This window comes from Labrenzia sp. R5_0, from assembly GCF_017743835.1.
GTDB classification, from domain to species: domain Bacteria; phylum Pseudomonadota; class Alphaproteobacteria; order Rhizobiales; family Stappiaceae; genus Roseibium; species Roseibium algicola.
Genome location: NZ_JAGHRK010000002.1, coordinates 42,346 through 61,684 on the forward strand (window position 1 = coordinate 42,346; position 19,339 = coordinate 61,684).

The following is a 19,339-nucleotide window of genomic DNA, read 5'->3' on the forward strand; positions in this document are numbered from 1 at the left end:
AGCAACAGCGAGACAATGTCGGACATCCCATGTCCGACCGTGCGGCGGCACGCGGGCCGTCACTCGCCGACCTGTCGGGGAGTGACGGCCCCGCCCAACCCAAGGCAATCCGCCACATTCCCGCAAACGTTGCCACACGACACACAAATGACAACCCTTCCAACAGCTTACAGACACTGTCATTTTCTGCACGACCTGCTGGCACTTCCTGCTCCCCCGCGTTCACAATCCCCTCAGATCACGCAACCGCCTGATCCATCTGCCCCACCGTTTCACCACAGAAAGGAGAGCACCATGCTCGTTCTCGACATTCGCGCCCCGCCGCGGCGAGGCACATTTCCCGTCACCGGTCCCCCGGTGCCGGATGCCCAACAGGGCACACCATATCGACCGGTCACCCGACCGGTTCGGGAGGCTCTAACCGCCAAAGGAGACTGATCACCATTCCGGCCCTGCCGCGAATGACCTTCGCGGGATGCCCTGATCTACGGACAGGACGTCGCCATCAACACTCAGCAACCTCGTAACAAGGATTGAGCAAGATGGACGACCTGACCATGGACCTGGTGCGGCTGTGCCACCGCAACCGGGACGGCTCATTCGGCACACAGACCAACAGACGTCGCGGCCTGACCGCGATGGCCAATGAACTCCGGGACCTCGGCTACCGCCTGCCAACCGCCGCATCCCTTAAACCCAAACACATCGACGCCCTGGTCGAACGCTGGCTCGACGCAGACAAGTCGGATGCGAGCATCCGCAATCGCCTCACCTGGCTGCGCTGGTGGGCCGAGAAGATCGGCAAACCCAACGTCGTCCACCGCGACAACACCCACTATGGGGTCGCCGAACGCGGTGAAGCCCAGCGCAACCGCGCCCAGATATTCAACCCTTCAAAATTCCGGAGCGTGGAATGCCCCTATGTCCGCGCCGCGATCTTGCTGCAGGTCGCTTTCGGCCTGCGCCGCGAAGAGGCTATGAAGTTTCAGCCGCACAGGGCCATACACGGCGATCACATTTTTCTGCAGGCCAGCTGGTGTAAAGGCGGCCGCTCCAGGACTATCCCGCTGGCCACCCGCCAGCAGCGCGAGACCCTCTACAAGATCGCGACCTTTATTCAGGGACGTGGTTCCCTTATTCCGCCGAACCTCAGCTACGTCGAGCACATGAAGCGCTACGAGTACCAGACCCACAAGGCGGGGTTCCGCAACATGCACGGATTCCGGCACGCCTACGCCCAGCAACGCTATCTCACGCTCACCGGCCTGCCGTGCCCGCTTGCCGGCGGCAAGCGCTGGCAGGACATGACTGCCGCCGAACGCGAAGCCGACCGATCTGCCCGTCGCCAGATTTCAGCGGAACTGGGCCACGCGCGCCTCAAGATCACGGACACCTATCTCGGGAGGGCCTTCCAATGAAACGCGCTGAAAGCTCGTACCTGATGGCCGCTGATCACCGTGACGATCTTGCCAAAATACTGTTCGAACCCGCCAACGTCGCCCGCGCCATCCACGAAGCGGCTTCACTCGGGTTCCGGAACTACCGCATCACGCAGGACGAACCGTTCGATCTCTCAGACACAGAGGCCGCCAAAGCCCTCGAAGAATGGCTGGACAGGGAACAATTCCACTACCTGTGGCGCCCGACCTTCCTCGATCAGGATCCGTTCCGCCCTTCCATCGTCACCGAATACCCCGAACTGGTCATCACCTGGTGATGCCCCTCCTGTTCCTGATCTGGATCTGCATCCTCCAGGCCCTCACCGCCAAAACCTGCCTCATGAGGCGGGTTTGGTTGGGCGTGGCTGGTGTCTTGCTTTTGTCTGCTTGGTGACATTCACGCCTTTGCGAGCATCAGTTTTGTGTCAACCGACGACGAATTCTGGAAAGGGGTGAGTTTTCGGGGCCCTGAGCCACTGATCAATAAGGCACAACTAAAGAGAGCGACTAACCTTTGCTCCACCGAACCCCGAGTGCTATTGTAAGTTGAATCAAATATATTAAAGCGCTTCGGCGAGCAAAAAATTGCGTTAGAGACATGCATATCGAGCAGATTAAAATTGAAAATTTCCGGTTGCTGCAGGATTGCTGCATTGATTTGCGAGAAAAAACCACTTTGCTCGTAGGCAAAAACAATACTGGAAAGACATCGTTCGCAGTATTGCTGGAAAAATTTCTCGAAAGACCGGACACGTTTTCATTCACAGACTTCCCGCTTAGCCTGCGCGAAGCTATTTTCAAGATAGACGCCGAGACGAACGTCGAAGAACTCGCAATAAGGATGGTTCTTCGCATTGCCTATACCGAGACAGATGATCTGGGAATTCTCTCCGAGTTTATGCTGGACCTCGATCCAGACAGGCGACACGCGAACATTCTTTTCGAATGCACCATTGAAAAGAAAAAGCTTCTTCGCGTTCTCCCGGCAGACGAAACAGAGCGCAAGAAGTTCATCGAAAACAACCTTTCCGGAAAATTCCTCGACGTAAAAGTCTATGCATTTGACGATGACGGACATGAGGGTGAACAAGCGTACTATTTGTCTCACCGCAATCAGCTTGAGGAGAAGGAGCGCACCAGCCTTCGCGCCCTCTTAAATTTCCAAGTCATCCACGCCCGTCGGAACGTTGCAAGCTCAGAAGATGCCGGGCGTGGTTCAAAGCCGCTTTCTGCCATATCGACCAAATTCTTCCGCAAGCGAGATATTGAGGCAGATGCAGACGATGAGGCCGAAGAGGACGCCAGCGCAGACAAGCCCGAAGCTGGAAGTATAGAAAAACTTAGATCAATTTTAGCTGATATCGACACGCAACTGGGCAAGCAGTATGAGGAGGTTTTCGGCAGTTTTCTAAAGAATTCACGCGATTTTCTAGACCTCGGCGACTTGAAAGTGGTCTCCAATATCCAGTCGCAATCTCTTATCGAGAGTTCATCGCAGGTCATCTACGGCGACACAGACAATTTTCTTCCGGAGCACTATAGCGGCCTTGGTTATCTGAATATCCTGTATCTGCTCCTGCAAATCGAGCTTTGCCGCGACGACTTTGCAAGGCGTAATGCGCCGTTGAACCTTTTGTTGATTGAGGAACCCGAGGCTCATACGCACCCGCAGATGCAATATGTGTTTGCGGATAAAATCCATGGCCTCGTATCAGTCATACCCAGCTTACAGGCTCTCGTAACCACGCACTCCTCACATATTGTATCGAAATCCGACTTTGAGGACATTCGCTATTTATCAAGATCGCCCGTCACAGGGCCGGTCTCTATCAAAAACTTTCACACTGATCTCAGCAAGGAATACGATAAGCTTGGGGCAGATGGAAAAGCATTATTCAAGTTCTTGAAGCAATATCTTACGATTAACTCAGCAGAGCTGTTTTTTGCGAACAAGGCAATTTTTATCGAAGGTACAACCGAACGCATCCTCCTCCCATTGTTTATTGAGAAGCACGATCAAGAGAATGAAGAGGCTGCCGAGACAGGTGGACTGTCCTCTCAAAATATATCCGTGCTGGAGGTCGGCGCGAACGCAAGAGCATTTGCGCCATTTCTTGAGTTCATCGGTGTCCGACTCTTATTATTACGGATATCGATACGACCAAAGCCACACCTAGTGAAAAGACTGGAAAGCTGAGCTATCCAGCCCATAAGGTCGACGGCTCCACGCACACCTCAAATGAGACGCTCAAACACTTTCTTTCAGCTCCGGCGATTGACAAGGCCGATGAATACCAAGAATGGCACAAGCGTCTGCTGAGTGGCGAAGCCGTACCTAATGACGGGAAAATCAAACTTGCCTACCAAATGGAAGAGAACGGCTATCACGCAAGAAGCTTCGAAGACGCTTTCATCGCAAAAAACTTTGAGAAAATAAAAAATAAAAAAGACGACTTGGGAGGTCTCAAAAACGTCCAGGAAATAGATGATTTTGATGGCGGAGATTATTACGCCCTTACTGAAAGAATTCTTGATAAAAAGTCTGATTTTGCGGGATCTCTTCTGTACGCAGCGTTGGTTGAAGGCGAAACCTGGGAAACGCCAAAATATATAATGGATGGTCTGGAATGGATTCACAAAAATTGAGTCCGGTAGATCGAATTGCCGAACTCGTTTTCGGTGGTGAGAACTTTCTCCTTCAGGGCGGCGCGGGAAGCGGTAAAACCGAAAGCCTTAAAAGAGTCGTCCAAAAGGTGCTCTCTGTCGATCAGAAGCTCAAAATCGCATGTATAACGCATACGAATAAAGCTGCCGACGAGATCGCCGAGCGTATTTCAGCTGACATAAAGGTCTCAACCATCCACTCATTTCTGGGCGGAATAATCTCGCCATACAAGCGGAACATTCAGCATGTTTTTTCGGCCCTGTTCGAGCTTCCTGTTTTTGTAGGCTTAGGGGACGAACACTATGGCGGAGACGAAAAGCTCAGAAAGTCCGAGGAGCATAAGCGCTACAAGAAGGCTTACGAGAAATTGGACAGCCGCCGACAAACTGTCCTAAGCGAACTAACTCCGAAGGTAACAGGGAAGCGGGATTACGATAAGGATCCGGAGACGTACATCGCACAGATGAACGCATTGATCGCTAAGCTGAACCAAGAAATCCGCGCAAAAGTCGCAGCCCGAAAACCCGATGATTTCTTCTACAACGAGACAAAATTTAACAATTTCAACGAGCCATCATTCGGGCACGACGGTTTAATCGCTATTGCCTGCAAGATGTTTGATGAGTTCCCAATACTGGGAAAGATTGTGTCGGATCGGTATGATTGCGTCTTCATTGATGAATATCAGGATACGAACGCAGACGTTATTCGCGTGTTGCTACGTTGCCTACCCAAAGAAAAAAGAACAATTATTGGCTTGTTTGGAGATTCCGAACAGGCAATTTACTCAGACGGCATAGGGAGTGCTCAAGAGCACATCGACGCAGAGGAAGTCGTTCTTGTGGAGAAGGACGACAATTACCGTTGCGCCCCGCAAGTCATAACCTTCGCTAATCAGTTTCGCACAGATGGATTAAAGCAAGAAGTAGCGCTCAAAACGCTCGATGACGGCACGATTGAAACTCCTGAGAGTCGAGCGGGTAGCGTAACGCTGCTGTATGATTTCGCTCCAGAAAAAATCGACACGGGCGATAAGGTACAAGATAAAGCGACCAATGCCGCGTTGTTTCGTGAAGCGCTCGATGAGCTCGTTGCACGAGTCAGCCAAGATTATCTGGGCTACGTCCAGCTAAAGCTCACGAACAAATCGATTGCCAACGATGTGGGATTTGGACGGCTCTATCAGATATTTGACGATCGGTACTCCGAGCCCCGAGACCAAATGCACAAAACGCTTGATAGACTGCAGTTCGACGAAATAGTTAATCTAACGACACTTCATCAGAGCCTGCCTGGGGACAGGCGCGCATACAATCGCTTGATCACCGGTCTACGAAAGCGGGGTTTTTCGATTTCCTCGGTCTCTGACAAAACCAAGCTTAACGAGATGCTACGTACATTCACTGCCAAGAACCTTTCCGCATACAAAGCAGTGGAATTTGCAGCGGAAGCTGGGCTGATCAGAGTCTCCGAAAGCCATACAGCTTTTTTAACGCGCCGTGACGAGCTGTTAGCGCGTCTTAAGGCCGATCCTGTATTCGCGGATTTTGAAGCGCTACACGCTAGCGGTCATCGAACTAAACCACAGATGCTCAAGGAAATTGAGGCTGCGCCCAAAAAGAACCTCGATGCGGATCTAATCGAATCCGAATACGACGACCGAGCCACCGAACTTAAGCAAAAGACATTCTTCACTGCATTGTTTTCAGACGAACTTCGCTTTGATGAAGTCTTGTCCTTCTATGACTATGAGGAAAATGACGGCGGCTTCGCCACGATGCATAAGACGAAAGGGACCGGTATAGAGAACGTACTGCTCGTAATAGACGAGTACGGATGGACGACGGAATACGATTTTGTAAATTGTTTTACGGATGAGGCCCCATCAACGAAAAGAGATATTGCGTCGAGGAAGCTTCTATATGTGGCAGCTTCCCGAACGAAAAAGTACCTTGTTTGCGTCAGATTGATGAATGATAAAGCAGAGTTAGACCGAATATCTCCATATTTTCCAAAGGCAGTTCAGGTGAAACGCGCTTCTGATTAGGCGGAACAGTTTCCGCTTAAGTTGGACTTAGCCCCCCGAACTGGTCATCGCCTGGTAATGCCCACCCTGTTCCCGATTCGGATCTACATCCTCCAGGCCCTTATGCCAAAACCCGCCTTATGAGGTGGGTTTGGTTGGGTGCTTCGTTCGCATTAGCACTAGCGGGTTGACAATTTATCGGCTTAGAAATCTGACTTTTGGCTTGGACAAAAATCCTTCCACAACCTATCGTTTTAGAAACGGACTTTGGTCTGGCTAATTGATATTGGGAAATAACTGAATTTATATGCGTGTCCTCATTTCAGCCGACATTCATCTCGGATCACCGATCCGCTCGGTTGCGATGCGCAATCCGGAATTCGGCGATCAACTGAAACAGGCAAGCCGGGATACGTTCATCCGCATTGTCGATCTGGCCATCTCGGAAAACGTCGACGCACTGGTCCTTGCTGGCGATATCTTTGACAATGACCAGCCTGACTTAAAATCCAGAGCCTTCTTGATCTCGCAACTGTCACGGGCTGCGGATGCCGGTATCCCTACGGTGCTGATCCGTGGAAACCATGATGCGCTTCTCGATCACCGTGCCCACGGAGACCTGGGCCCGAATATCCATCTCCTGCACAAAGACACGCCCAGCGTGGAAATCGCTGGCGTTTGGTTCCACGGGCTGTCGTTCGACAAAGCCCACGTGTCCAAGAGCTTCCTGCCCGACTACCCCACACCTGTAGTAGGGAAGAAAAACGTCGGGCTGATGCACACATCTCTCGATGGTTCACCCGGACACGACCCTTACGCCCCCTGCTCCGAGCAGGATCTGTTGGCCCACGGCTATGATCTTTGGTGCCTCGGGCATATCCATGCACCATTCGAGCGGTCGTCTGGTTCGGTTCTCGCTGTTATGCCGGGTATCCCGCAGCCACGCCATTTCGGGGAACGCACGGGTGGCACTGTCGCGATTGTCGAGCTTGTTGATAGCACACCCGACATCGAGAGGCATCAAGTCGGACATCTGAGGTTCGTGGAATGCCCGTTGGATCTGACCGATTGTTCCGATGCCCCGGAAATCCTGAGATTACTTAGGAGCGAACTCGAAGGCCTTCGGAATCCCGAACACCATACGGCGGTCCGCCTGCGGGTGACCACAGCTCATCACACGGCTGACATGCTGATGGCCCTTGCCGACGAAGTGCTCGACAACATCGATCGCGTGTTTGTCGATAAAATCAAAGTGACAGCCCCGAAGCAGCTGGTCGATGCAAAGGCGGATGACCTGGTGCGCCTGATGCAGCAAGAGCTTACCGAACCGGGCTTCCAGCTCGCCAGCAAAGATATCCTCGAAGAACTCAGGAATGCACTGCCTCGCGAAATCACCGACGAATTGGCAGAAGACGCTTTGGATGACCTTCTGCAGGAAGCCATAGGCGAAGTCACGCTGTCTCTGCACGCGGGAGCCGCGAAATGAGACTGAACCGACTTGATCTCATCCGCTACGGCCGCTTTGACGGTGCGGAGATTTTGCTCCCTCGTCCGGCTGACGGCACCCCGGACGTGACGGTCATCTACGGGCCGAATGAATCGGGAAAATCCACGGCCTTCAACGGCTTTCTGGAACTTCTCTTTGGCATGAAGTCTGGAACCCACCGCTACGCTTTCAAATTTGACCGCAGTGATCTTCTCGTCGGTGCAGAACTGGAAATACCCGGACGTGGAGCAACAGTCCTGCGCCGCAACAGCAAGCGCACCCAGTCCCTGCTTGATCATCAGGACCGCCCTGTCGAAGAAACCATCCTCTCGAGTGCGCTCCACGGGCTGGGCGAGGATGACTATGTCGAACGTTTCTCACTGAACGACAAAGGTCTTCGTGAAGGTGGTGAGCGGATCGCTGGTGCCAAGGGAGACCTGGGGCAGCTGTTGCACGCAGGTGTGTCGGGACTGACCAATATGGCAGAGACGCTGGAAGCCATGACGGCACGTGCCGAGCAATTTCACAAGAAAGGCGGGCGGAGTACCGCGCTCAAAACCGGCAAAGACCGGTTGAAAGAAATCAGTGATGCGCTGAAAGAGGCTCGTTTAACTCCGGACAAAGAAAAAAGTCTTCGCAAAGACCGAGATGACGCCCGAAAAACATTCGAGGAGGCGGATGCCGAACTTGTCCGTGCCCGAAATCGCCAGGCAGCTGGTAAAGCTGCTCAGACATGGTGCGAGCAGACTGAAAAAATTCGCAAAATCGACGAAGCTCTTGCTGATTATCCCGCAGGCCCGGATCTGAAAAAGGGCATGGTTGGGAACGTTGCCACACTCGTGACAACCCTGTCGGAGAAAGCAGAGAGTATCGCAAGCGCCGATGACAGAATTGCTCGCCATGAAGCGGTCATTTCCGAAAACGAGGCTGACCCGGCTGCTGGACATCTTGTGGCGGAACTCGCAGAGCTGGACCAAATCAGGATCGACGGGGCTTCCCTCACCTCGCGGGCGGACACGGCCAGATCGGATCTGGAAAAGCGCACGGGTGAGCGCGATGATGCGGCAAGCCAGATAAAACAGATTCTGACGGCGTTGGCGGTCTCTGACGACCCTGCAGAAGTCTTGGTCCTAACGACCGAAGAACTGGAGACACTCGCAGATACGGTACAGGCGTGTCAGACCACTGAAGGCGAACTGCGAGCGGCATCAAACGTGTTGAAGACCGCACGCGATCAGTTGGGGGATGCTCCAGCCGAACCGAAGGACCTGTCTCGCCTGCAGATCGCGTTTGACGCATGGCAGAAAGTGTCAGACGCATCAGGCCTTGAACATAACCTCGCATCGGAACGAGTCCGGCTTGCTAAAGCGGTGTCTGGCCTGCCTGCCTCCTGGCAGACACTTATCGAGAACGGCCTGCCTGCCCGTGAAAGTCTCGATGAGGCCCTCAGGGAATGGAACGCCCTGACTGCCAACATCGCGTCCGCCACCGAAGATTTGGAAGGTCGCGAAGCGGAATACAAAACAGCGCGCGCGAAACGCGAAGCAGACGAAAGCGCACCGGATTCGATTGACGCGGCAGCAACAGAAGAAACCCGCCGTCAACGTGACACAGCCTGGCAATCCCATCGCGGCAGTCTTTCCGACGAAACCGCGGAGCGTTTTGAGGAGGCCATGTATGCCGATGATGGCGCCCGAACGAATTATCTGATGGGCACGGAGGTGCGAAAACAGCTTGCCAACTCGCGCGAGCTGGAAAGCACCGCAAAAGCCGCACGTGAGACGGCAAAAGACAAGCTCGAAGCCCTGACCGAGAAACGCGACGCCTTGACGAAGCGAGTTGGATCACTTGCAACGGCCCTGGGCTTTCCCGCCGATACGGGGCCGGCTGCGTTCGCCGCAAGACTTACCAGCCTGACGGCAGCGGCTGAGATCGCAACTGAGGTCACGATTGCGGAGAATGCCTTTGAGGACCACGCCAAGCGCCGCAAAGCAGCCTTTGACGATCTGCTGGCAGCAGCCCGCCTTGTCGACATTGAAGGTGAAGAAAGTGACCTTCCTGCGCGGGTTGGCAAGGCTCTCACACTTCAGGAAAGTGTCCGTAAGACTTGGGAGAACTGGCGTCGCGGGGAACGTAACATTGCCGACCACGAGAAAGCCGTAGCTCAAGCCGAGACAGATCACAAGTCAGCCTTGAACCGACTGGAAACGCTGACCTCGGCACTGCCTCTTCCTGATCGTTCGCCCACCGGCGTGAAGGCAGCGCTGCCGCAGCTGCGCGCGCTGCAACAGCTTCACAGCAATCACGGGAGCCTAGCGGGACGTGTTGAAGCCCTCGAACGTGCCGTTGCCACCCTGGCAAGGAGTGCCGCACGATTGGCGGAGATTCTGGGGGAGTCTTTCAATCCAAAAGACGATCCCCTCCCCGTGATCAATCGCGCTCGTGGGCGTGTAACCACCTCCGCTGAAGCGGATCGTTTGAGAAAACGAGAACAGGAGCTTCTCGACAAGGAAGTGACAGGCCGGAAACGTGCACTCACCGCGCGTGACGAAGCGCAGACCCAGTTGGAGAACCTGTTTGAAGGGCAAGGCGGTGACGATCTCCCACCAGCGGAGCGGGCCGCACGATTGGCAGAACGCGACGAATTGCGACAACAGCGCGCGAATGCGGATCAGCTTCGCAATGACGCACACAGCGGCGTGGACCATACGCTCTTCGACGAAGAGTTAGCGCGTTTGCCGAATGCAACGCGAGAGGCAGAACTGCAACAGGAACTCGACGATGCGCAAACAGTACGAGATGCCGCTCGCGATCAGTCCAATGAAAAGAAACGCCTCTATGAAGAGGCCTACAACGCCGCTGACAACAGCGCACTGATTACGGAACAAGCCACGATCTTCGAAGAGTTGCGAAGCAGTGCCCGCCAGGCCGCTGTCGCAAAGCTCGGGGTTCTGGCAGCACGTGGCGCACTGAGGAGCCTTGCCGCCGAACGTCGCAGCACAATGCTCAAGGATGTGGAAGACGCCTTCGTCACCATAACAGCCAACGAATGGGAGAAAGTCGTGGTCTGGAGTGAAACCGAAGGCGAGAAACTTGTCGGCATCAAGCCAGGCACGGATCCTGTACCGGTTGAGAAAATGTCCACCGGGACCATGGGTCAGTTGTATTTTGCCCTGCGCCTGGCCGGTTACCGCAGCTTCGCGCGCGATCCGGGACCCCTCCCCATGGTTCTCGACGATATTATGGAAACCTTCGATAACGCCCGTGCGTCTGCCACATTGAACCTCTGCGCGGAAATCGGTCGCAGCGGGCAAGCCATCATATTCACGCACCACGAACATCTGGTGGAGCTGGCGCGTAAGAGCATTGCGGGGGTTTCCGTCGTAGAGATGCCACATTAGCATCCCGCTGTTCACTCTTTCACCTGAAGTCTGATGACCATGAAACAGCTCTTGAAAAAGTATTCCTCCTAATTCCAGAAATCAAAAAGAAGCTTGATTTTCCATGCATTCGTTGTTGCGACCAGCGTTGATGTTTACAGAAAATTTGTCTCGCCATTGGCAACGCGTGCCACTCTCCATCCTCGGGCTTTCAAAGTACCGATCTCACCTTGTGACCAACTGTCAGCACGCATCGCCAGACAAAGAAGCCGCTGTGGCCGCGTCATGGCAACGTAATGCAACTTGAGACGCCGATGCATGGCCGCATTCTGGCCCGCACCACCATTTCTCGATCCAAGTAGCCAACGTTTCAGTGCATGAAGATGGTGCGTTCTGTTATACGACTCCAAAACCAATGTTGCTGTATGGGTCTCGCCTTTGACTGAGTGAATCGACCCAAGCCGGACGGTAATAGGCGGCTCTTGCGTCCGGTCATACACAACATTGATGGGACTTGGCTCGTCTCCCGGATTATCTCCGGCTTCCATCCATTCAAGGAACCTGGTTGCTTGCGGCATTTCGCGAGCAGCCCCTGATATCGCTATCGCCAAATCGGAAAGGGAAGCCGAAATTCCGCCTTCCCACTCTGCTTGTGTCGGCTCATTTCCGTCAATCACGAGTCGGGTTACTAGTTCTTGGTATAGATCAATTCGTGCTTTGTCTCCGTCAAGCAGTTCTATCACATAACGATGCTTAAACCTTCGAATTGTAATCGTTGCATCATCATTCATAAACCGCGCGAGTTTCAAAATACCTTTTGCAAACGCGTCCACAGCCTCAGTGTGCTCTCCGGTAGCTTTGGTAATTCTCTGCGCCGCACGAATGAATTGAACCATCTTTTTTGGTTGAGGGTCGCTTCTTGCAATATCTGGATCGTAGCTTGTCCAGTAGTGGCGCACAGATCGCGGCACATGATCTGCAGCGTCTGTTGCGTGGACAGCTGCCACCGCGGTGAAATCGCCAGCAGCGAGCTCCTCTGGAGCAAATGTCTCGCGGAGTACATGCGCATATCCCGGTAGAATTTGTTCGATATCAGCTTCTTCAAAAAGAAGCATGACGTGCTGTCCTGCCAACTCCTCTTCACCATTTAGGCCAAGTCCTCCTTGGCCAACCAGACCTTGGGGGACAATGGCAAGAGGGTTTGCAAGATCAGCAATACTTTGGCCAAACCTATGGCTATTCGGGATTGTCCGAGCGATAGGCCCGTGAGGAAATGTATCTGTTACCGCGCCCTCTTCTCCTGAATAGTCATATATCGATTGGTTTTGATCTCCAAAGCGTTGTCTAATTACCGGGACATCGCCTTCTATGAAAACCTTATGAAGTAGTTGGGTTTGTAACTCGCTGTTGTCCTGAACTTCATCAATAAACAAAATCGGAAAACGGCACCGAATGCTGGCTGCAACTTCGGGATGAACAGCCAAAAATTCTGATGCCCAGACAAACATTTCTTCATGGCAAAACAGTCCCGCCTCGGTGGACGCCGCACAGGCGTCACGAACCTGTTGGTAAGTTGCTGTGTTTTCGCGAAAACCAAAGTCCTTAGGCGTATGGTTTGCGTCGATGTACCGAGCAACGTTGGCTCCCATTCTTCTTTGTTCAATTGCATATCGGCTGCCGTGGGGAATCCTATTCCATCGCCAATCGAGAGAAAGCTCGTCGTCAATGGCCTTTACTTTAACCCCCTTAGACCGAAGCCAAGGCAGCGCGAGATACTCATTTACAAAGCCGTGAATCGTACCGACAAAATGCGGATACGACAGAAGACGCTGTCCTTCAGATGTTCTGCCAAGCTTCTTCTCAATTTCGCGACGCGCCGCGTTTGTATGAGAAAGCACACAAATCCCCTGGTCCCGCGAACTCCAGTATCTAGCCAAGATAGCGAGCTTCGCGACAAGCAGAGTCGTTTTGCCACTACCGGGACAGGCTTCCACGTCCAGCGTCGTATTGTTGCGCAGAATTGTCAGACGAGGATCGGCCCCGTCTGCACCGGAAAATGCATACGGAGGCAACGAGAGAACTGAACATGCCCAGGCAACGTCATTCTCAGTGATGTCCGGAAGGTCAACCAGCTGGGGCCTCCACTGCAGCTGCCATTACTTCTTCGGCAATTTGGGCTTCGGGACCACCGGTGACGTACTCAATGGCATCGATGATATAACTTGGAAGTTTCTCTCGAATCTGTTCGGTGTTTAACCGCTTCATGCGTGATAGTTTCTCAAGAATATCCGCTAGATACTGCGCTGAAATAGCCTTGGAAGCTTTCGTAGCGACTGCAAATTGCTTGTAAATTTTCGAACAAAGCTCTTCGTTATTAATTTCTTCAGGTGACATGGCATCGTATTCTGCCTTTGCCGCCTTCCATACTTCAAGAAACGTCTTTGTCCCTTTATTGATTGAGTCATCGGCCTTCGCTAGGCAACTAGCAATCCAAACTGCTTTGGCTAGTCCAGCGTGCGCAAGATCGTATTCTAGCGTCCACTCATCAGCAACGAATGTGCTAACTTTTTGCCCATCCGCGCGCGCTTTGATGTTCTCTCGCCTAGCCTCTAGCCCACCATCCTCGAAATCACTTTTCTTCTTCCATTTTCTCCCCTGAGTGTCCTCTTTTCCGAGTATTGCGGGCGCACAATCAGGCATGACATCCATATCCGCAACGCAGGCAACAGGCACAGAGATTTCCCCATCCGCAACTGGATCGGCCCTCTGAAAAATTCTGGCAAACCTGCCGAGACCTGTTGTGCCCACATTCACAATGGAAACACCATGCTCTGCGAAGTTCCTGCCGATGAGTTTCGCGATGGTTGGCAATAGAATATTTTCGGCGTCACCTTCCACGATGACAACGCCTCTTGCGAAGAAAAGATTAGATTTTGTCACGTCCAGGAACCGCTCGAGAAAGCGATAGTCAGACTTTTCCAACTTGGTCATTCCCTTAGCCAACGAAAAGGCTTTTCCTCTTTGCAGAAGCACGAGGTTGTCCAATGGAATGGCGGAAGCAAGATTAGGGCTGTGCGTCGTGATCAGCACCTGAATCTCTTCACCGCCATCGGCTTTTGCAGCAGCTTTCTCGGCGAGAAACTTCATTAAACGCAGCTGGCGCTGCGGATGGAGATGAGCTTCCGGCTCTTCGATGAGCAATAGAGGAAGCCCCACTTCCTCGTTCCCCAAAAGGAGAAGCTCGCATGCAATGAAAAGCAAGTTGTTCGAGCCCAGGCCTCGGTTAGGAGAGTCCGGCTGTGTTGAATTCCTGAGCTCCAACTCAAAGCGTTCGAGCAACTGGCGAAGCCTCATATCATCATCGCCACCGTGCCCTACTTCGATCTGGCCTTCGAGTGCGTCTCCGGCAAATGACAAATGTTTAAGATAATCCTTGTTTAGCTTGTCCTTTGCCTTCTTGATGCCTGCCCGTTCACGCAAGAGCGCGCTGGCATAGTCACCAACGCCAAGGACACTAAGGGTATCGACATCAGGCGCAGCTCCGCTCACCGGATCAAACGCAACACCCTCGTTTTTGATCTCTTCGGTATTGCGTAAAATTTCTGCAAGACGCGATCCACGTCCTCCGGCCAATACGCGTTCTGCGTCCCTTAAAGGGCGTAGATAGGTAGCCCTTAAGAGCTCCCGTGCTTCCGGATCGAGAGCCGGACCGTCTCCGTCCTTCCCTGTCCTCAGCTCAGCAAAAACGGAACGCCTGCCATTTCGTGCATTGCTCCGGTCTTTTGCGATCCAGTGAATATACAAAACTGCATTACGCACGCCGTTTCGCTCAACATAAGTGAGAAATTCTGCAAATGCTCCTTTTTGGCGATCCGTCAGTCCTTCAATACTGCAGCGAATACGAATTTCCTTGCGTCTCTCAGCTGCGCCGTTGGGCCAATGAAAATCTTCGTCCTGCACACGGTAATATTCTTGATCTCTCGTTCCAAACACAAATCGAAGAGAATCAATTAGAGCGGTCTTTCCGGCATCATTTTCACCAATAATCGCGGTTAGGCCGGACCGAAGAGGAAGCGTAAAAGATTCTTCCCCCTCGCCAAAAATACGGAAGTTTTCTAATTTTATTTCACTAATATACATGGCGCCCCCATAAATTAACTATATCACAACTACCGTTATTCAGTAAAATACAGCCTCCAAGACACTAGTGCTATCTCTTCTATATTTATTCTGTGATCTGCTGAACTTTTCCCCGCACGGTCACCCACACGACTGAACCGCGCGAATGAATTCTTCTTGGGTCAACTGGCAGTATGCAAAATAGCCCTTCTTTAACGGCTGACCGCCGTTGGCTTTCCTAGAAACAGCTTCACCTGCCAGGAAAAAGATATGCCCCGCATAATCGAAAAACACATGTGCGGTTGACCTTTTCCATTTTTCGATAAATTGGCTACTGCGTGAAGCGAAATGAACTATCTTGAAGGAATAACCATCAATTGTCGCAGAGCGGGGTCCAAGACCTAGAGATAAGCGGAAGTTAGTTCCAGTGAAGCTCGTCTCGTCATGAAGGTGTACGAGCCAGAACATTCGGTGTTTCTGGCTATAGAAAGCCTCTCTCTCCATGCGCTCCTGCTCGCTAATGCTGGAATGTTGCAGCTCCAGCACAGTCGCGTTCGGTGTGTTAGCCCCACAAAGAACGTCTGCTCGGTGCCATTCGCCTGCAGTCTCGTCATAGAGCCCAATTTCGCGGCATTCTTCGGGAAATTTTTCTTTCCACCCCAGATGCCATGGGCCTTCGGGCTCGCTCCATCTGTCACAATCTCCGGCCTTGTGCCGCCAATGCTTCACGTTTTTAGCTGGAATGACGGAAGTTAGAACACCGCCACATTCACGGCATGTCGTCCTTTCACCTTTGGCAATCGGTGGACGTTTTACCCCGTCAATCCAAGCGTACAACATGTTGCCTCACGATTTGATCTTTCCTTTTGGTTCGAATGACCACGAAGGGCAGACATGGGCTCTCAAAGAATTCATACGACTTTCCCTGTTTCCATCCGGTCTGGTGAACTCAATGCCGCAGGCTGCGTGTGTCATGCACGTAATGATGCACGCTTTACGCGAAAGCGGCAACGCTCACGTGTCCACTTCCACGGCTTTCAAGACCGCAGGAAAGCTCAAAACAAAGCCAATTGGCGACTTCGCGTTTCATCGAGCGCCACCACGTGCGCATAACCGTTGTAAACGTGTGCGAACGCCAGGCCGAGTGACACATCCAGGTCATCGCAGATGAACGGATTTTCAGGAACGCCGCCTGCTTGCCTGCGAAGACGCAGTCGATGTGCCAAATGCCGATAGCGTGCTAGATCTGTGCGCAGCGTTGAAAGAACGTCTTGCTCAATCCGGTCAAGCCTACGGGAGCGTTTCGGCTCAACAAGGCGATCCGCCTTACCGATTTCGTCGGCGCGATAGCCGCGATACTCCGATGAAATCGCAAGCGCCTTGATCGCGCGCGGCATCAGGATTGGACCGCCGAGAAAGTAGTACCAAGGGTGCGTCGGCCAGTAGCCGTGAAAGGTGACAGCCATGACGTCACCCTCCGATCACGATCAGATCGTGCTCAAGCTCGGTGATGTCGCCACCAAGCACCATTTCACGACCAAGCCGTTCGTAATCGATGTAGGACGCGAGATTGCCGGGGACCTCATAACAGTCGGAGACGATCTCTTCGGCATAGTCCGCCGCCGTCCCGCGATAGAGACGATAGTCGTCCCAGCGCCTGGACAATTCACTGATGTCGAAGCCCATCTCCGCCAGATGGCAGGCGATGAGATAGCGGTCTTCGTCGTCATCAAGCTCGTCCAGCAGGTCGAACCAGTCGGAAAGACTTGCCTGGGAAATGCTGAGAGCGTTGAACAGACGGGCATGGTCGCCGTCGATGTACTGGAGTTCGAACTCCTCGACCGGCAGGCCGCAGTCGTCCTTTAGGTCATTGGCCTTTTCGCGATAATCATCCAGATCCTCGAAATAGAAGCCGACGGCACCGAGGTTGTAAGGCTGGGCGAAGTACGATGCCTTCGCCCCGGAGGTGGTCAGGACCGCGCTCATGCTGCGTGCTCCTGCTCGGCCTTGATCTTCCGGACCACGGTGCGGCCCTGGACCAGCGGCGTGTAGTTGATGATGAGATTGAACCCGTCGCCGTCTGCGTGGCTCCAGCCGATCCCAATCTTGGTCCAGCGGGCCTTCTCTTTCTCGCCGACAACGTGGAAAACTTCGTGGGTCGGAGCTTTGGGTGCATTGGATTTTGCCATTGGTGTATTCCCTTGTTCGTTTGTCCGGCCACCCCGTGCGGCCGGTCGCCGACGCTTCGGGTCGAGCCTCAAGGGACGCAGTCAAGAGGTCTTCTCGGGAGACCGCCTGCGGCGGAAGACCTCTTGACTGCGGCACGGCTCGGCCCAGTCTGGCGACTGATCCGGCCAGCGGGGGGACGGGTTCAAAGGAAAGAGAGATCACCGGGAAAACCGGCACACACCGGCCCTGAAGACAATTCAGGGACTGCGATGGAAGCTGCGCACGATGACCTTGGAATGGCACAAGACCTCCGACGACAGGTGCACCTTTTGAAGTCCGCTGCTCGGAACTGCAGGAACCCCGTGGTAGAGTCCGGTATGGACAAACAGGAGAAGAAAACGCTTTGCGGCCCTGCCCTCGCTCCGGAGGTTATGCATCCGCTTGGCAGCAACAAGGCGGCCAGGTTCTCGGAAGTCGAGGGATTAAGACTGAATGCAGAAGCCAAAGCCATGGCCTCGGCGCTGCGTGCGCAGGGCCTATCCGAAGCGGGTTACAGGGCAGAGATCACAAAGCGATTTCAAGCCAATCGCTCAAGAACCTGACTTAGCGGTCATGCTCCTGCTCGGCTTCTTCGCGTAGATACTCGTCGAGCATCCTCTCATAGGCGATGTCGCGTTCCCGCTGTGAGATCAGCTCGCCGTTGGGTCCGGGAACGGGTCTATCAGGATCATAATCCTGTCGGTCAGGACGAAGCGCTTCGATTTTTTCGCGGACTTCGGTCGGCAAGACGCGCATCTTTTCTCGCTGATCCTGCTCGCGGATTTCCTGCATGCGCTGGTCAAGAATGAGATCCCCGGCGATGCGTTGCACCTCGGGTGAGATCTTCCCAGCTGCCTGAAGCGCTTCGATCTCTCGATCTGAGTATTCCTGCATGACGGCACGCTCCACGACGCTCTGCTCGTAAGCAGCAATCCGGGTGCTGTTCACCCCTTCGCCGATTTCTCCATAGGCATTGTCCAATGCCTGCTCGTACCAGGGTTTTTCGGAACGCTCGGGCGTGGCGGGTTTCCTGTTGGCCTCAGGACCGCTACGCGGAGTTTCATAAGCAGGTTCAGACAGAGACGCGGCTTCCAGCCGGTCGAGTTTCCGGTCCTGCCAGTAGCGGTGATGTTCATCCCGCTCCTCGGGCGTCATATCGGGAGACACCGCCGGTTCCGGCGGCCAAGTCTCCCGACGCGAAAGCAAAGGGTATTGCTGACGCTCAAAACTGTCGGGACTCTTCATTTCCTTTTCCCCTCTTACGCGCCGCGCGTGTTCACGCTTGTTCCGGCGCTCCATCGGATCAGGGCCGCGATGCCGGGTCGGTACCGCCCCTATGCCTCGGGCCTTGTAGCTGCGGTGATCGACCCTGTGGGCCGATCCGATCTTTTCCAGAATAGTGTTGGTCAGGTCCGCCCAGTTCTTGCCCACCTGTTTGACGAACGCCCGCTGTTCCAGCGCGACGATCTTCCCGCCAAACCCGTCTTCCTCAAGAACTCGGGTTGTCAGCAGGATATGGACATGGGGATTGTGGTCGGTGCCGTCTTCGTGGATGGCTATGTCCGCCACACAGCCAAGGTCTACGAAAGGTTTGACGAAGGCCTCCAACAGGGCAGGACGCAGCCGCTCGGGGACATCTCGCGTGATGGCCGCTTCAATGGATTTGGCCAAACGCGCATCGCGCCGTTTGGCAGTCATGTCCACCCTGTTCCAGAGATCGTTTCGTTGCGCCGCCCACGGCGGCGCTCCTTCCGGCAGGAGGATCTTCGTGTACACCACGTCTTCGCGGTTCTTGAAATCGACGTGCCGCTGTTCCCGCTCGGACCACAAACGCTCCCCCGCGTTGTAGGCTGCTGTGGCCACCGCGATCCGTTCGTTCCCGTCCGTGTTGCGCCGGGCAAGATTGTCAATGTGGCAATGGATGTTGCCATCCTGCATGCACACCACCCTCTGCTATCCCAAATCCGTTCCGGCTTGCACGGCGCGGGGGTTGCAAGGGGGTTTCCCCCTTGCCGC

General features: G+C 53.8%; 14 protein-coding genes. 7 read left to right on the top strand and 7 right to left on the bottom strand.

The window, feature by feature from the left end; translation table 11 throughout:
- Positions 1 to 542 precede the first annotated feature (542 nt).
- From J7447_RS09020 to J7447_RS09050, 7 genes are all read left to right on the top strand, one after another.
- Positions 543 to 1,418: a phage integrase N-terminal domain-containing protein gene (locus J7447_RS09020; RefSeq protein WP_209169423.1), complete on the top strand. Its 876-nt coding sequence runs from the start codon at positions 543 to 545 to the stop codon at positions 1,416 to 1,418.
- Positions 1,415 to 1,717 (top strand): hypothetical protein, encoded by a 303-nt coding sequence (locus tag J7447_RS09025; protein WP_209169424.1) that lies wholly within the window; start codon positions 1,415 to 1,417, stop codon positions 1,715 to 1,717. The genes J7447_RS09020 and J7447_RS09025 overlap by 4 nt, the downstream gene beginning before the upstream one ends.
- Positions 1,718 to 2,037: 320 nt before the next feature.
- A complete protein-coding gene (locus tag J7447_RS09030; RefSeq protein ID WP_209169425.1) occupies positions 2,038 to 3,636 on the top strand; it encodes an ATP-dependent endonuclease in 1,599 nt (532 codons plus the stop codon).
- Positions 3,637 to 3,806: 170 nt separating this feature from the next.
- Positions 3,807 to 4,085, top strand: a complete 279-nt coding sequence (locus tag J7447_RS09035; protein WP_209169426.1) for a hypothetical protein — start codon at positions 3,807 to 3,809, stop codon at positions 4,083 to 4,085.
- The gene (locus J7447_RS09040; protein ID WP_209169427.1) at positions 4,067 to 6,151 is read left to right on the top strand and encodes an ATP-dependent helicase; all 2,085 of its coding nucleotides are present in this window, start codon (positions 4,067 to 4,069) and stop codon (positions 6,149 to 6,151) included. The genes J7447_RS09035 and J7447_RS09040 overlap by 19 nt, the downstream gene beginning before the upstream one ends.
- A 286-nt stretch (positions 6,152 to 6,437) precedes the next feature.
- Positions 6,438 to 7,616, top strand: a complete 1,179-nt coding sequence (locus tag J7447_RS09045; protein ID WP_209169428.1) for a DNA repair exonuclease — start codon at positions 6,438 to 6,440, stop codon at positions 7,614 to 7,616.
- Positions 7,613 to 11,017, top strand: coding sequence for an AAA family ATPase (locus J7447_RS09050; protein ID WP_209169429.1), 3,405 nt, complete (start codon positions 7,613 to 7,615; stop codon positions 11,015 to 11,017). Before J7447_RS09045 ends, J7447_RS09050 begins: the two co-directional genes overlap by 4 nt.
- Before the next feature lie 134 nt (positions 11,018 to 11,151).
- On the opposite strand, the gene J7447_RS09055 is transcribed toward J7447_RS09050, so the two are convergent.
- The 7 genes from J7447_RS09055 to J7447_RS09085 all read right to left on the bottom strand — a co-directional run bounded on the left by J7447_RS09055 (position 11,152) and on the right by J7447_RS09085 (position 19,261).
- The gene (locus tag J7447_RS09055; protein ID WP_209169430.1) at positions 11,152 to 13,068 is read right to left on the bottom strand and encodes a UvrD-helicase domain-containing protein; all 1,917 of its coding nucleotides are present in this window, start codon (positions 13,066 to 13,068) and stop codon (positions 11,152 to 11,154) included.
- A 52-nt stretch (positions 13,069 to 13,120) separates the two neighbouring features.
- Positions 13,121 to 15,136, bottom strand: a complete 2,016-nt coding sequence (locus tag J7447_RS09060) for an AAA family ATPase (protein WP_209169431.1) — start codon at positions 15,134 to 15,136, stop codon at positions 13,121 to 13,123.
- A gap of 120 nt (positions 15,137 to 15,256) precedes the next feature.
- Positions 15,257 to 15,955: a hypothetical protein gene (locus J7447_RS09065; RefSeq protein ID WP_209169432.1), complete on the bottom strand. Its 699-nt coding sequence runs from the start codon at positions 15,953 to 15,955 to the stop codon at positions 15,257 to 15,259.
- A 215-nt stretch (positions 15,956 to 16,170) separates the two neighbouring features.
- Positions 16,171 to 16,581, bottom strand: a complete 411-nt coding sequence (locus J7447_RS09070; RefSeq protein ID WP_209169433.1) for a hypothetical protein — start codon at positions 16,579 to 16,581, stop codon at positions 16,171 to 16,173.
- Positions 16,582 to 16,585: 4 nt separating this feature from the next.
- Positions 16,586 to 17,101, bottom strand: coding sequence for an antirestriction protein ArdA (locus J7447_RS09075; protein ID WP_209169434.1), 516 nt, complete (start codon positions 17,099 to 17,101; stop codon positions 16,586 to 16,588).
- On the bottom strand, positions 17,098 to 17,304 hold the full coding sequence (locus J7447_RS09080) for a hypothetical protein (RefSeq protein ID WP_152506311.1): 207 nt from the start codon (positions 17,302 to 17,304) through the stop codon (positions 17,098 to 17,100). The genes J7447_RS09075 and J7447_RS09080 overlap by 4 nt, the downstream gene beginning before the upstream one ends.
- A gap of 583 nt (positions 17,305 to 17,887) precedes the next feature.
- Positions 17,888 to 19,261, bottom strand: a complete 1,374-nt coding sequence (locus tag J7447_RS09085) for a MobA/MobL family protein (protein WP_209169435.1) — start codon at positions 19,259 to 19,261, stop codon at positions 17,888 to 17,890.
- Positions 19,262 to 19,339 lie beyond the last annotated feature (78 nt).